The sequence below is a fragment of the Enterococcus salsurae genome (genome assembly GCF_054784955.1).
The window spans coordinates 161,776-176,218 of record NZ_BAAHWY010000001.1; the positions used below are offsets into that span (position 1 = coordinate 161,776).

Annotated in this window: 15 protein-coding genes and 1 tRNA gene; 6 read left to right on the top strand and 10 right to left on the bottom strand. The window is 42.1% G+C overall.

The window, feature by feature from the left end; genetic code table 11:
- Positions 1–64: 64 nt before the first annotated feature.
- The 5 genes from tpiA to rpoN all read right to left on the bottom strand — a co-directional run bounded on the left by tpiA (position 65) and on the right by rpoN (position 5,824).
- Positions 65–820 (bottom strand): triose-phosphate isomerase, encoded by a 756-nt coding sequence (tpiA, locus tag ACYVRS_RS00820; RefSeq protein ID WP_312498617.1) that lies wholly within the window; start codon positions 818–820, stop codon positions 65–67.
- Between the two features lie 69 nt (positions 821–889).
- Positions 890–2,080 carry a phosphoglycerate kinase gene (locus ACYVRS_RS00825; RefSeq protein WP_054115481.1) on the bottom strand — a complete coding sequence of 397 codons (1,191 nt, stop codon included), beginning with the start codon at positions 2,078–2,080 and terminating at the stop codon, positions 890–892.
- Between the two features lie 97 nt (positions 2,081–2,177).
- Complete coding sequence (gene gap, locus ACYVRS_RS00830) at positions 2,178–3,179, bottom strand: type I glyceraldehyde-3-phosphate dehydrogenase (RefSeq protein WP_054115482.1); 1,002 nt, start codon at positions 3,177–3,179, stop codon at positions 2,178–2,180.
- 41 nt (positions 3,180–3,220) lie between these two features.
- Positions 3,221–4,258, bottom strand: a complete 1,038-nt coding sequence (locus tag ACYVRS_RS00835; RefSeq protein ID WP_054115483.1) for a sugar-binding transcriptional regulator — start codon at positions 4,256–4,258, stop codon at positions 3,221–3,223.
- Between the two features lie 249 nt (positions 4,259–4,507).
- A complete protein-coding gene (gene rpoN / locus ACYVRS_RS00840; RefSeq protein ID WP_461198167.1) occupies positions 4,508–5,824 on the bottom strand; it encodes an RNA polymerase factor sigma-54 in 1,317 nt (438 codons plus the stop codon).
- Between the two features lie 54 nt (positions 5,825–5,878).
- Here rpoN and ACYVRS_RS00845 point away from each other — a divergent pair.
- A tRNA-Arg gene (locus ACYVRS_RS00845) sits at positions 5,879–5,950 on the top strand.
- Between the two features lie 156 nt (positions 5,951–6,106).
- Here ACYVRS_RS00845 and rpoE read toward each other — a convergent pair.
- The gene (gene rpoE / locus ACYVRS_RS00850) at positions 6,107–6,712 is read right to left on the bottom strand and encodes a DNA-directed RNA polymerase subunit delta (RefSeq protein ID WP_054115553.1); all 606 of its coding nucleotides are present in this window, start codon (positions 6,710–6,712) and stop codon (positions 6,107–6,109) included.
- 86 nt (positions 6,713–6,798) lie between these two features.
- The gene (locus tag ACYVRS_RS00855; protein ID WP_054115485.1) at positions 6,799–7,236 is read right to left on the bottom strand and encodes a YwiB family protein; all 438 of its coding nucleotides are present in this window, start codon (positions 7,234–7,236) and stop codon (positions 6,799–6,801) included.
- A 191-nt stretch (positions 7,237–7,427) separates the two neighbouring features.
- On the opposite strand from ACYVRS_RS00855, the gene ACYVRS_RS00860 reads away from it, so the two are divergent.
- From ACYVRS_RS00860 to yidA, 3 genes are read left to right on the top strand one after another with little or no spacing between them, the layout of a single operon-like run.
- Entirely contained in the window at positions 7,428–8,258 is an 831-nt protein-coding gene (locus ACYVRS_RS00860; protein WP_313538347.1) for a lipoate--protein ligase family protein, read from the top strand.
- Positions 8,242–9,615, top strand: coding sequence for an HD domain-containing protein (locus ACYVRS_RS00865; protein ID WP_461202153.1), 1,374 nt, complete (start codon positions 8,242–8,244; stop codon positions 9,613–9,615). Before ACYVRS_RS00860 ends, ACYVRS_RS00865 begins: the two co-directional genes overlap by 17 nt.
- Before the next feature lie 9 nt (positions 9,616–9,624).
- Positions 9,625–10,449, top strand: coding sequence for a sugar-phosphatase (gene yidA / locus ACYVRS_RS00870; RefSeq protein WP_313538349.1), 825 nt, complete (start codon positions 9,625–9,627; stop codon positions 10,447–10,449).
- 33 nt (positions 10,450–10,482) lie between these two features.
- Here the strand turns inward: yidA and ACYVRS_RS00875 are convergent, their stop codons facing one another.
- Positions 10,483–10,941, bottom strand: a complete 459-nt coding sequence (locus ACYVRS_RS00875) for an NUDIX hydrolase (RefSeq protein ID WP_313538351.1) — start codon at positions 10,939–10,941, stop codon at positions 10,483–10,485.
- Positions 10,942–11,087: 146 nt separating this feature from the next.
- On the opposite strand from ACYVRS_RS00875, the gene gloA reads away from it, so the two are divergent.
- Together gloA and ACYVRS_RS00885 are read left to right on the top strand one after the other, a co-directional pair.
- On the top strand, positions 11,088–11,462 hold the full coding sequence (gene gloA / locus ACYVRS_RS00880; RefSeq protein ID WP_054115554.1) for a lactoylglutathione lyase: 375 nt from the start codon (positions 11,088–11,090) through the stop codon (positions 11,460–11,462).
- Positions 11,463–11,530: 68 nt separating this feature from the next.
- The gene (locus ACYVRS_RS00885) at positions 11,531–12,244 is read left to right on the top strand and encodes a gamma-glutamyl-gamma-aminobutyrate hydrolase family protein (RefSeq protein WP_461202155.1); all 714 of its coding nucleotides are present in this window, start codon (positions 11,531–11,533) and stop codon (positions 12,242–12,244) included.
- A gap of 48 nt (positions 12,245–12,292) precedes the next feature.
- Here the strand turns inward: ACYVRS_RS00885 and ACYVRS_RS00890 are convergent, their stop codons facing one another.
- Both ACYVRS_RS00890 and ACYVRS_RS00895 read right to left on the bottom strand, forming a co-directional pair.
- Positions 12,293–13,546: an ABC transporter permease gene (locus ACYVRS_RS00890; RefSeq protein WP_461202157.1), complete on the bottom strand. Its 1,254-nt coding sequence runs from the start codon at positions 13,544–13,546 to the stop codon at positions 12,293–12,295.
- Positions 13,539–14,438, bottom strand: coding sequence for an ABC transporter ATP-binding protein (locus ACYVRS_RS00895; RefSeq protein ID WP_461202159.1), 900 nt, complete (start codon positions 14,436–14,438; stop codon positions 13,539–13,541). The genes ACYVRS_RS00890 and ACYVRS_RS00895 overlap by 8 nt, the downstream gene beginning before the upstream one ends.
- Positions 14,439–14,443: the final 5 nt, after the last annotated feature.

Sequence of the window (14,443 nt, forward strand, 5' to 3'; positions counted from 1 at the left end):
GCGAACATATTCATTGTAGTGAAAAAATCAGCATACTGCAAATGATAATTTCATGAAAATAAAATTATTTTACAGCGTCCAATAATGCTAAGAATGAATCAGCTTGTAAGCTTGCGCCACCAACTAAAGCACCATCCACATTTTCTTTCGCCATATATTCAGCAATATTTTCTGGTTTCACAGAACCGCCGTATTGGATACGTACGCTTTGTGCTACTTCGTTGCCGTATAATTTTTCTACAGTTTTACGGACCACACCACAGATTTCATCTGCGATATTCGCATCCGCTGATTTACCTGTACCGATTGCCCAGATTGGCTCGTAAGCAATCACTAGATTGCTGACTTGGCCATCTGTCAAACCTTCTAAACCAGCTGTGATTTGTCCTTCGATCCATTCAGCAGTTTTGCCTGCTTCATATGTTTCTAATGTTTCGCCACAGCATAGGATTGGCAACATACCATTCGCAAAGATTGCTTTGGCTTTTTTGTTGATGTCTTCGTCTGTTTCGTGGAAATATTCACGGCGTTCTGAATGGCCGATGATCACATAGTCCACACCTAGATCAGCTAACGCTGCAGGTGATGTTTCACCTGTAAAGGCACCTTCATTTTCCCAATAGCTGTTTTGGGCAGCGATTTTTAGTTCAGTTCCTTGTGCTGCAGTTGTCAATGTTTCTAAAAACAGTGCAGGGGCACCGATCACTGAATCAACAGTATCGTTGCTAGGGATTTTCGTTTTGACTGCTTCAGCAAATGCTTTTGCTTCTTTTGCAGTTTTGTTCATTTTCCAGTTGCCGGCAATAATTGGTTTGCGCATATTCTGGCACTCCTTTTCATGATCAAGGGGCACTAAGCATCCTGCTTAGCACCTGCCCCTCGTGATTGATTATTTATCGTTGATTGCTGCTAACCCAGGTAGTGTTTTGCCTTCTAATAATTCTAGACTGGCACCCCCACCTGTTGAAATGTGGGTGAATTTATCAGCAAAACCTAGTTGTTCAGCTGCAGCTGCAGAGTCACCGCCACCGATGATCGTCGTTGCATCTTCAAGGTTAGCGATGGCTTCACAAACACCGATCGTACCATTGGCAAAATTAGACATTTCGAATACACCCATTGGGCCATTCCAAACAACTGTTTTCGCACCTTTTAATGTTTCTGCAAACAAGGCGATCGTTTCAGGTCCGATATCTAAGCCCATTTGACCTGCAGGAACATCACCAGTATGTTCTTCAGTCGGTACATCGTTTGAGAATTCAGCTGCTGTGATTGAATCTACTGGCAACACTAATTTGTCGCCTGCTTTTTCGATCAATTCTTTCGCCAATTCAACTTTATCTGCTTCGACTAAAGAGTTGCCGATTTCCATTCCTTTGGCTTTGTAGAAAGTATACGTCATCCCGCCGCCAATCAAAATCTTGTCCGCTTTAGGAATCAAGTTTTCGATCACACCGATTTTATCAGATACTTTCGCACCACCAAGGATCGCGATCATTGGACGTTTTGGTTCTTCGACTGCTTCGCCGATGAATTTGATTTCTTTTTCCATCAAGAAGCCAGCAACTGTTGGGATCCCAGTTGAAGCGATACCCACGTTTGATGCATGGGCGCGGTGTGCAGTACCGAAGGCATCATTCACAAATACATCACCTAATGAAGCCCAGTATTTACCAAGTTCAGGATCGTTTTTGCTTTCTTTTTTGCCGTCAATATCTTCAAAACGTGTGTTTTCAAAGACAACCACATCGCCATCTTGCATATTGTTGATTGCTGTTTCTAATTTTTCGCCACGTGTTTCGTCAACAAAGGTAACATCTTTACCTAAAAGTTCACTTAAACGAGCAGCTACAGGTGCTAAGGATTTCCCTGCTTTATCTGCTTCTTCTTTTACACGGCCTAAGTGAGAAAATAGAATCGCTTTTCCACCATTTTCGATCACATAGTTGATTGTAGGTAATGCTGCTTTAATCCGTGTGTCGTCACCAATCACGCCGTCTTTTAACGGCACGTTGAAGTCTACACGTACAAGCACTTTTTTGTCTTTCACATCGATATCTTGGACTGTCTTTTTAGCCATGAAGAGATGCCTCCTAATCATAATTGTAAAAAAAGCGGAGAAGCGCGCTGCTTCCCCGCTTTCTCTTGCGATGGTTTTAAATTACTCGGCGCCAATCTTAAAGTTTAGCGAAGTATTCTAAAGTACGTACCAATTGTGCAGTGTAAGACATTTCATTGTCATACCAAGCAACAGTTTTAACTAATTGTTTGTCGCCAACAGTCATTACTTTAGTTTGAGTTGCATCAAATAATGAACCAAAAGTCATACCTACGATATCAGAAGAAACGATTTCGTCAGTGTTGTAACCATAAGATTCGTTTGACGCATCTTTCATTGCTGCATTGATTTCATCAACAGTTACTTCTTTGTCAAGAACAGTAACTAATTCAGTTAATGAACCAGTTGCAACTGGAACACGTTGTGCAGCGCCATCTAATTTACCGTTCAAGTCTGGGATTACTAAGCCGATAGCTTTAGCAGCACCAGTTGAGTTAGGTACGATGTTTGCAGCAGCAGCACGGGCACGGCGGAAGTCACCTTTAGGGTGTGGTCCGTCTAATGTCATTTGGTCACCTGTGTAAGCATGGATCGTTGTCATTAAGCCTTCGATAACACCAAATTTGTCATTCAATGTTTTAGCCATTGGTGCTAAACAGTTTGTTGTACATGAAGCACCTGAAATAACTGTTTCTTCACCTGTTAAAGTTTCATGGTTTGTGTTGTAAACGATTGTTGGTACATCGTCTCCACCAGGAGCTGAGATAACTACACGTTTTGCACCAGCTGTTAAATGTTTTTCAGCAGCTGTTTTAGAAGTGAAGAATCCAGTACATTCTAACACGATTTCAACACCTAATTCGCCCCAAGGCAATTCTTCAGGGTTGCGGTTAGCTAAAACTTTGATTTCGTTGCCGTTCACGTTGAATGAACCTTCATGAACTTCAACTGTACCGTTGAAACGTCCTTGTGTTGTATCATATTTTAACAAGTGAGCTAACATTTTAGCATCTGTTAAGTCATTGATAGCCACAACTTCGATTCCTTCTACTTCTTGGATACGACGAAATGCTAAGCGTCCGATACGTCCAAATCCATTAATACCTACTTTAACTGTCATTTAAGATTTCCTCCTTATGAAAATCATAAAAATTATTTATTTTAAAGGGTTGCCCCTTTTAAAATCTCATTTGCGCAAGCTTCATCAGTGATGAGCCAGGTTTGTTTTGGTGCATTTTTCATATATGCATTGACCGCTTTGGCTTTTGATTTTCCGCCAGCGATCGCGAATACGATTGGGACTTGCTGCAGATCCTTTAACTGCAAGCCGATCCGCGGCACTTTATAGACCACTTCACCTGCTTCATTAAAGAAATAACCAAACGATTCTGCTACTGCATTTTTTTGTTTCAACATCAAAATTTCTTTTTCAGACATTTTGCGTCTTGCTGCCATGTGTAAAGCTCGTCCAATACTATGAATAACACAATTTGCTTGACTTATCAAGTTTAAGACATCAACGATTGCTGGTTCTTTCAATAAAAACTCATACGTGTTCATGCTTAATTGTTCTGGCACAAACAATGAACGATAATCACCATTGGTCTGCATCGCCATCACAGAACTCACCGAGTTTGCTTGAACGTTGACTGACTCCCCGATCCCGCCTCTTGCGGGTACGAATAAGTTGTGGCGTTTCGTTGTTTCTAGATTGGTCAATTCTTGTGCGACTTTTGCCATCGTGGTGCCACCCATGACTGCAATCGTATTGTCGCCTTCTGGCAGAAGCAAATCAAGTGATTCATTCAGCAATTGCCCAAATTCTGCAATCACTTTTGGCTGTCGATCACCATCTCCGCTGGCAATCAAACAACGTTCGATGCCAAAAATTTCTGATAAGCGTTTTTCGATTTGATGCATACCGAATAACTGATCCATCAATGTCCCAATTTTGGTATACACTTCTTCTCCGTAGGCAGTCAATTGCATACCGCTTTTGGAAGAATCAATCAGTTTCAACTTTTTGAGGGTATCCGTCTCGGTTCTCAACACACGCTCGGTCATAGTCAAACTTTCTGAAAGTGTTCGGCGTCCGACTGGTTGCATCCAATAAATGTTCCGTAAGATACGGTAACGTTCTTGGAGTACAGCAAGAATATCCGGGGTGATTGCCTCAATCAATTTTAATTCATCGAGCATGATACATCCTCCCGTTGGACAACTTTCGTCCTACAATGACTTAAAATGACCCATTGACTGTAAAAAAAATACGATTTGTATTTCCTACACCAATAATAGTAGCACTTCTGGCCGTTATACGCAACTATTTCAATTGTAAATCGTCAGTTTTTCGGAAAATATTCACATTATGAGAAGTTTTAGTCAATCAATGAAAAATGGAAAGGCTTTGGCTTTCGCCTAACCTTTCCATGATGTAAACTGAACCCTTTAATCAAACCGCTTTCGCTTAGAAGATCCTTGGATGCCCATCGCTTCTCTATATTTCGCTACGGTTCGACGTGAAATATCAATACCTTGGCTTTTCAACTGATCTGTCAGTTTTTGATCGGATAGTGGTTTCTGTTTGTTTTCTTCCTCAATCAACGTTTTAAGCGCCTGTTTGATTGCTTTCGTTGTCAGATCATCGCCATCTTCTTGTGTCGATACCTTTTGGCCGAAGAACATTTTCAGTTCAAACACACCAAAATTCGTTTCCAAATATTTTCCATTCACGGCACGACTGACTGTTGATTCATGGACACCGATCGCTTCAGCAATTTCTTTCAAGATCATCGGCTTCAAAGGGCGTGCCGGATCGGTAAAGAAAGCCTGTTGACGAGTCATGATTTGTTCACCGACGCGGTAAATTGTATCGCCTCGTTGCTGGAGTGTTTTTTTGAGCCATTCAAATTCTTGTGCTTTGTTTTCTAAGTAGCGCTGTACTTCTTGGTCTCCACTTTGTTTCAAGCGGTCAAAATACCCTTGCTGAAAATGCACTTCCGGTAACGCCCGCTTATTAGAAGAGAGCACTGGCACCCCTTTTTCGATCCTTACGCTCAAATCAGGAACGACATATAAACCGTCTAAAGAACCAAAAGCCGCCCCTGGCGTAGGTGTCAGCGTTTGAATATAATCAAAAACGACTTGAACGTCAGACAGGGCGATCTGCAATCCCTTGGCAATCTTCTCCCATTTGCGCCCAGCCAGATCATCAAAATACTCTTCTAAAATGATATATGCCAATGGCGGAGCATAATCATCTCTTTCTGTCTGCAGCATGAGACATTCCCGCAAATCTCTGGCACCCACACCTGCTGGATCTAATTGCTGGATCAAAGTCAATGCATCTAATACTTGGATCGGCGATGCACCCATTTGCTGTGCCGCCTGCGCCAGATCAATTGTCAAAAAGCCGTTCAGATCAATTGACTCCACCAGAAACAATACGATCGTCCGCAAAAACGTATCCCGATAATTCAGATGGACTTGCTCGATCAGATATTCAAACAATGAAGTCTGTTGATCTGGAATCTGACTCAAGTAGTCCATCATTTGATCAGAGGACTGACTGCTTTTCGCTGGGATGATTGGTGTGTCGTATTCACCGAGTTCAATCAGCGGATTTTCCAGCGCTTGATCGTCGATATACGCAATCAATTCATCCGCAGAAAACTGCAACACTTGGATCGACTGCTGTAATTTCTGCGTCATAGCAAGCTTTTGCGTTTGTTTTTGCTGTTGTGAAAATTGCTGTTGAAATTTCATCATTCTACCCCTTGTTTTTTTCTTTAAAATTGGTTAAACTATTATTTGTGCTTCGCGCCTTTAGTGTAGTGGATATCACGTAAGATTCCGGTTCTTGAGACGGGGGTTCGATTCCCTCAAGGCGCGTTTTTTTATCGCTTCAATTCATTCAGTATACTTGTTTTTGAACGATAATTCAAAAACCATCTTAGGATTGCTTACAGCAATCCTTTTTTTGTGCCTAAATGAGCAAGTCATTCAGCGACTTGATGCCTGATGGAGCGGCGCAAAAAAAGAAGAGGATTATTCCTCTTCTTCCTCTTCTGCAAAATCATCTTCTTCATCATCATCGATGATCGTTAAATCTTCTTCAATGTTGCCTGGCAACTCTTCTTCGTCATCGTCGTTGTTGTCAGCGCCGATTTCTTGCAGATCAGAGTTGTAAGCAGAGATTTCTTCATCTTCGTCGTCATCATCATCAAAGAGATCGTCTTCTTCGTCTTCAGATAAATCAGCATCTTCAGGATCGTCATCGTTATAGTCGATTGCATCTTCATCATCATTGATAAAGGCATTGACTTTTTTACGTTTGCGACGACGCGGCGTATCTTCATCTTCGTCATCCACACCATGATTGACTTCTTCATCAATCGAATCAATGGCATACCATGAACGCAAGCCCCAACGGTTGTCACCTAAAGAAATAAAACTACCATCAATATTCAAGTCAGTATAAAACTGTGCCAATGAATCACGAATTTCACTATCGGATGTTTCAAGATAATTTTGGATTTGGTTGACCAAATCAGAAAAATCCATAACATCTCCACGTTGTTCTAAAATTGCATGGGCAACTTCAATCATTGATAATTCGTGTTTGTTTACACCTTCAAATACATTAATTTCCAAACTGGACACGTCCTTTCACAGTCTACTCCTAATCATACAAAATTGTTGATCAAATTGCAATTTTTTATTTTAGTATTTATGATCCTTTATGCTGTAAATTCAAGCGCCAGTTTATAGGCACCAATTTTATCCGTTGCCATGAACAAATCATACTCAATATCGACTTTGCCAGAATAAGGACGATCTTTCAGACTGACATGCATATGATTGGTAAAGGTATGAAACATCATGCTGCCGTATGGGGTTTGATAACTTGTTTCCAACCGCTCCTTATAGGCAAATTTCAAACGCATCCGCATTTCACCCGAGCGGATCAACTGGATCACGCCATCTGGCATGATTTTCATGGTAACAGGAATCTCTTCCCCGTCTGGCTGGATTTCTTTGTATCTTATGTATAAGGTATCGCCAATCTTCACCGCTTGTCCTTGTAAATCAAAGAGAAAATCTTCTGTCTGATCGCCTTGACGAACATTCGTGGTCAAATGGATCGAAATCGGTACACCTTGTGACAATTCTTGCATTCTTTATTGCCTCCTTCACAGATTTCACTCTCATTCTTGCTTTTTTTCACATATTTGTCAATCATTTCAACTAGTTCATTTTTGATCGATAGCATGAAAATAAGTTGAATCATTTCATTCTTTTACTTAATTGTCGCATAATCGTATATAATAAAGACATAGACTGATAGATAAAGGAGTTTGAACGCGTCTTGACGATTTATTCAATTGACCAAATACTACCCAATGCCCCTTCCGCTTTCTTGCCTTTTGCCTTGACTGATGTCCTGACGGCCTATGCCGGCAATGAGCGGCAAGCTTTTTGTCATTTTTGGCAGTTGCCAGATACCTTGATCCTTGGCATGAAAGATACGCGAATCCCCCATTTAAAAGCGGCATTATCTGAAGTCGAAAAAGCCGCTTTTCGTCCTGTGATCAGAAATTCAGGGGGACTTGGTGTGATCAATGATCGTGGTATATTGAACGTATCGCTCATCTTTCCGAAAGATTTAGCAGCGACAACGGATGCTGCCTATGAAAAAATGCAGGCACTCTTGCAGCTTGCTTTTCCTGAACAGCAGATCGCGGCCTACGAAATCACACATTCTTATTGCCCCGGCACCTTTGATCTGAGTATCGCCGGCAAAAAAATTGCCGGTACCGCCCAACGCAGAATCAAAGAAGGGGTTGCTGTCATGATGTACTTGAGTGTCAATGGCGAGCAGCACGCACGTGGCGAGCTGGTGCGCCGGTTTTATCAAGCCGGCTTAAGATCGGCATTCGGTACAAATGGCTATCCCGCGGTCGATCCTGAAACGATGACGACATTGTCAGAAGTCTTTGGCCGCGACTTTACGATTGAAGAAGTCTGTGAACGTTTGAAGCATGCGTTACACGTGTTGAACAACGAACCTGTATCGCCCCTTGATTTAGACGAATGGCTCACTGCAAAAGAACAATCAGAAGCACTCGCTGTCCGTCTGACAAGTATGGCACAGAGAAACGAATCTTTAAAGGAGGTCACCGATGCCAATCCCTTATAAATACCAAACCTTAGCTATCGAAAAAGTCTTTCGCGATCCTGTGCATAATTATGTGCATGTCCAGCACCAAGTGATCCTTGATTTGATCAACTCCAAAGAAGTACAGCGCTTGAGACGGATCAAGCAGTTAGGGACTGCTTCTTTTACCTTTCATGGTGCAGAGCACAGCCGTTTTTCCCACTCTCTAGGCGTCTATGAAATTAGTCGGCGGATTTGCGACATTTTCCAGCGAAATTATTCAGTCGATAAAGTTGGCCCGACTGGCTGGGACGACAAGGAACGGTTGGTGACTTTGTGTGCAGCACTGTTGCATGATGTCGGTCATGGTCCTTATTCTCATACGTTTGAGCATATTTTCCATACCGATCATGAAGCCATCACCGTAGCCATCATCACATCGCCAGAAACCGAAGTCCATCAGATCTTGAATCGCGTAGCGGAAGGATTTCCTGAAAAAGTCGCCAGTGTCATCACCAAAACCTATCCCAATCCGCAAGTAGTCCAAATGATTTCGAGCCAAATCGATGCCGATCGGATGGATTACCTATTGCGAGATGCGTATTTCACAGGGACAGAGTATGGCACATTTGATTTGACGAGAATCCTACGCGTCATTCGCCCTTACGAAGGCGGAATCGCCTTTTCAATGAGTGGCATGCACGCAGTAGAAGACTATATCGTCAGCCGCTATCAAATGTATGTACAAGTATATTTTCACGCAAGCTCAAGAGGGATGGAAGTGGTTTTGGCCCACCTCTTGAACCGGGCAGCTGAATGTTACGCTGACAATGAGGAAACTTTTCAACAGCATTCACAGTTGCTGCTGCCCTTTCTTAGACAAGATTTTTCTCTAGAAGCGTACTTGAAACTAGATGACGGTGTGTTAAATACCTACTTTACCCAATGGACGTCAGAATCAGATTTGATCCTGAGTGATCTTGCGAAACGTTTCTTGAACCGCAAACCCTTCAAATCGATTCGCTTTAAAGACGATTCGCAGCTGCCATTGATCGAAGACTTAAAGAAATTGGTGGAGAAAGTCGGCTTTAACCCAACATATTATACGGCAATCAATTCAAGCTTTGATCTGCCTTATGATTTTTATCGTCCGACATCCGGGATGCACCGCACCCAAATCGAATTACAAGAAAAAGATGGCACATTGACCGAGTTATCGAAAGCCAGTCAGCTTGTAGCAGCATTGGCTGGTCAGACCCAAGGGGATCGGCGCTTTTATTTTCCAAAAGAAATGATTGACCCCAACTTGCAAAATCACTATGATTTATTTGAGGAAACCTATCAAGCGTTCGCGGCTTATATTCGCAATGGCGCTTTGATCAAACCCAGCAACCTTTAGGAGGAAATTATGAGTATCAAACTAATCGCTATCGATATCGATGGCACATTGCTAAATGACGACCGGAAAATCACACCAGCAGTGTATCAAGCATTGAAAGCAGCAGAAGCACAAGGTGTACGGATCGTCTTATGTACCGGTCGCCCATTGACAGGTGTCCAAGATTTATTGACTGAATTGGACTTATTTACCGACAATGACTTTGTGATCACCTATAATGGTTCATTGGTACAAAAAACCAAAGACCAAGCAATCATTTCTGAATTCGGTTTATCCCATGAAGATTATGCCTTTGTTGAAATGACTGCCCGTCAATTAGGTGTCCACTTGCATGTTGAAACGCAAGATACCATGTTCACAGCCAATCGCGACATTAGTCCCTATACGGTCTATGAAGCTTTCTTAGTCAACATGCCGTTGAAATATCGCACACCAGAAGAAATGACGCCTGATTTGAATATCATCAAGATGATGATGATCGATGAACCAGCATTATTAGATAGTGTCATTCCTCAGTTGCCTGCAGCTTTGACAGAACAATACAATGTTGTCAAAAGTGCCCCTTTCTTCTTAGAAGTCTTAAATAAAAAAGCCCATAAAGGCGCTGCAGTCAAAAAATTAGCTGAACATCTAGGCATCGACCAATCAGAAGTAATGGCAATTGGTGACAATGAAAATGATTTGACGATGGTTGAATACGCTGGAATCGGTGTCGCAATGGCAAATGCAACCGAAAATGTCCGTAACATGGCAGATGTCATCACAGCTTCCAACGAAGAAGACGGTGTGGCAAAAGTAATCAACGAATATGTCTTGCAAACAAAAGAGGTCTAATTTCAGCCCAGCAAAAAAAAGCAAGCCAGGTTTTTATTCCTGCTTGCTTTTTTGCTGTAACCATTGTTTGACAGCCCATTGATGGCTGCCGCGTTTCAACAGTTGGATCGCTTTTTCTGGTGTTTGCCAGGACAGTTGATTGTTGTCTTCCGTCGGGGCACATACTTTCTGCCAAATGGTCATCAAAAAAAAGTATCCCGGATGATAATAGTACGTATCTCGGTGACGAGAATAAAAATATTCCACCGCTTCACCAAAATAGGTCTCGATTTCGCCTTTAAAGCCTAATTCTTCGATCAATTCACGTGCGATCGCCGTTTCTTTCGTTTCCCCTGCTTCTATTTCGCCCCCCGGCAAAAAATAAGCGCCGTTTGGTGCTTGCACCAAGATAATCTTGCCTTCTTTATTAGGGATGACGACATAGGCACCAAACCTAGGCTGATATACTTGCTGTTCATCTTTGACCCCAAACACAATGTCATTTTCCGACATAATACCCTCCAACAAGTTTTCTTTTCATTTTACCCTATGATATTGCGGTGGACAAGCGAGAAATGTCTCTCGAAACATTTTCTTCCCCTGAAAAAACGGATTATGTTATCATGAAGGTAATATAAAGGAAAGGATGAATGAATTTTATGAAAATGGCACACACTTGTGTACGGGTCAAAGATTTGACGGCCTCATTAGATTTTTATCAAACAGCGTTTGGTTTTGAAGAATCTCGTCGCCGTGATTTCCCAGAAAACAAATTTACTTTGGTTTACTTAACTTTACCTGGAGATGCGTATGAATTGGAATTGACCTACAATTATGACCATCCCGGGTATGATTTAGGCGATGGCTACGGCCACATTGCCATCAGCAGCGCGGACTTAGAAGCCTTACATGACAAACACAAAGCCGCTGGTTTTGATGTCACTGATCTGAAAGGATTGCCTGGCACACAGCCTTCTTACTACTTTGTCAAAGATCCCGACGGTTACAAAATCGAAGTGATTCGTGAGAAATAGGTCTATTGAAAAGGACATTGCGTCCTTTTTTATTTTTTCTCATCCTGTGATATGAAAGGAAAGAAGCTATGAAACCAATCATCGGTATTGCAGCCAATGAACGATCCATGATCGAAGAAAGTGAACATTGGCTAACCTACACCCCAAAAAATTTCGTCACCCATATCCAAGAAGCTGGCGGTCTTCCTCTTTTGCTGCCGATGGGTGCCTTAGAAGACGCAAAAACTTATGTCAAACAGATCGATAAACTGTTACTGGCAGGAGGTCACGATGTTTCCCCTAGTTATTATGGAGAAACCCTTCATCCATTGATTCAAGGCACACATCCAGAACGTGATGCTTTTGAATTGGCTTTGATCAAAGAAGCAGTTGCCCAAAAGAAACCAATTTTCGGTGTTTGTCGCGGGATGCAGCTGATCAACGTGGCTTTTGGCGGCAGCTTGTATCAAGATCTCTCACTGATGGAGAAGCCAACTTTGAAACATGTCCAGTTGCCTACCCCATTTCGTTTTGCGACCCATGATGTGACCATCAATTCTGACAGTCAGTTAGGTCAACTTTTGGGCAGCAGCTATCAGGTCAATTCATTTCATCATCAAGCAGTGAAGGATGTCGCAAAAGACTTTCAAATTATCGCGACTGCGCCCGATGGTGTTGTAGAGGCAATTGAATCGCACGCTTTTGCTGCCCCAGTGTTAGGCATCCAATGGCATCCAGAACTTGCAGCACAATCACGTCCTTCTGAACAAGCAATTTTTGAATTTTTTGTCCACACGCTATGAGCGCTCAAAACACAAAAAAGCCAGCTGCACAAGCTGGCTTTTCTGTGTTTATCTTTCGTTTTTCATCAGGACAAAGGACTGTTTCAATGAAGCAATCAGTCCATTGTCGTTGTAGATCAACACGTTCGATTTATACATTTTAGCAGACACCAGCATCAAGGCAATCGTCGATATCAAAAGGATCCCACTTGAAATCAATGCCCCTCCGACACCCACTGTATCATTTGCCAATCGAACCGGCATAATGAAAGAAGACAAGAATGGGATGTAAGATGTGACCCGCATAATGATATTGTTCGGATCCGCTGCACCTAATACCAATCCTAACATATACCCTGCCAACGAGAGATAGGTCACTGGAATGATGGCTTTTGCCGTGTCTTCCGCTTTATTGACGAGAGACCCACATAAGGCTGAAAGAACTGCATAAATCAAGATGCCTAGAAAGACAAAGATGAGCGAGAAAACAAGGAAGGAACCAAAAATTCCATCTAACGAGAAGTTGGCGATAAAGCCGCTGATCATCGGGATATCTTTGATCCAGAAGTAACTGCCGCCAAAAATAGCAGCGTACGCCAACAATTGTGTGGCTGCAACCATGATCACACCTGCCAACTTGGCATAATAATGGGTTTGCGCCCGTGTACTAGATAAAATCACTTCCATGATTCTCGTACCTTTTTCCGATGCGATTTCTTGGGCAATGATTTGCGCATAAGTCAAAATAAAGAAGAACAAGATGATCGTTGCCACGTAACTGACGATATATTGCATGTCACTATGGTCTTCTCCGAATGACATGGTGCCGTCCTCATCAAAAGAGACTTTTTGTTTGCTGAATGTTGCTGGCTCAGCCAATTGCCCCACTTCTTCACTCGTCAGACCAAATGTATCTGCTCTTAATGAAGATTGGATCCCACTCAATAGCTGTTGGATCGTTAATTCAGCAGTTTGTCCCAGTGAAGACTCACTAAGAAGTTCCCCACTCAATTGGTCACCGGAAGCATCGATAACGAGTAGGCCATCTACCTCTTCATCCGCTAATTTCTTCTCCCCATCCGATTGACGCTCAACGATTTCAAATACGTAATCATCCGTACTTTGTGCTTTGAAGGTTTCGGCAATGGCCGAGTCATTGGCGTAAACAGCAATGGTATCTGCACTGTTCATCCCATCGGCAAACAAACCAATCACATAAAAGATGCCGACAGCAATAAATGGCACCAATATCATGATCAAAAAAGAAATGGATTTGATATTTTTCTTATAAACATCTGATGCAATTACCCAAAATTTATTCATATTCGTGCCCCGCTTTCCATTTGAAAATCTCTTCTAAGGTTGGCGGTTGTTGATTGAACATTGGAATATAGCCATCCGCCGTTGCTAAATCAAAAATACGTCGGCCAACTTGCGGCTCACTGATGGTGATATCAAAACTGCCATCCTCTCTGACATGCAATTCTTTCACACCATCAATTGCGCTGACCGCTTCTTTCGTCAAATGAGATTCAAGAAAGACTTTGGTGCGTCCAAATGATTCTCTGATTTCATGGACACGCCCATTTAAGACAGTGGAACCATCCCGCAACATGATCAAATGGTCACAAATTTTTTCCACATTGTCCATATTGTGACTAGAAAAAATAACACAGGAACCTTTTTCTTTCAATTCGATAATACCGTTTTTCAACAGTTCAGCATTCACTGGATCTAATCCACTGAAGGGTTCATCCAAAATCACAAGTTTTGGCTCATGGATCAATGTTGCGATCAATTGAACTTTTTGCTGATTTCCTTTCGATAAGGACTTCACTTTATCAGTTTTTTTGCCTTTGACTTGAAATTTTTCCATCCAATAATCGATTTGCGGCACGATTTCTGCCTTCGATTTTCCCCGTAAACGGGCAAAATAAATCAATTGATCTTCAATGGTTACTTTAGGGTATAACCCTCGTTCTTCTGGCAAATAGCCGATGATATTATATTCTTTCTCACTGATTTGATGTCCGTTCCACAAGACCTCCCCTTGATCTGCTTTTAGGAAATCTAAAATCAACCGAAAAGTTGTTGTTTTTCCGGCACCATTTTGTCCGATCAGTCCCATGATTTGTCCATCATTGATCGTAAATGAGAGATGATCCACAGCGGTATATTCTCCAAATGTTTTCACTAATTGTTTTGCTTCTAACACATTTT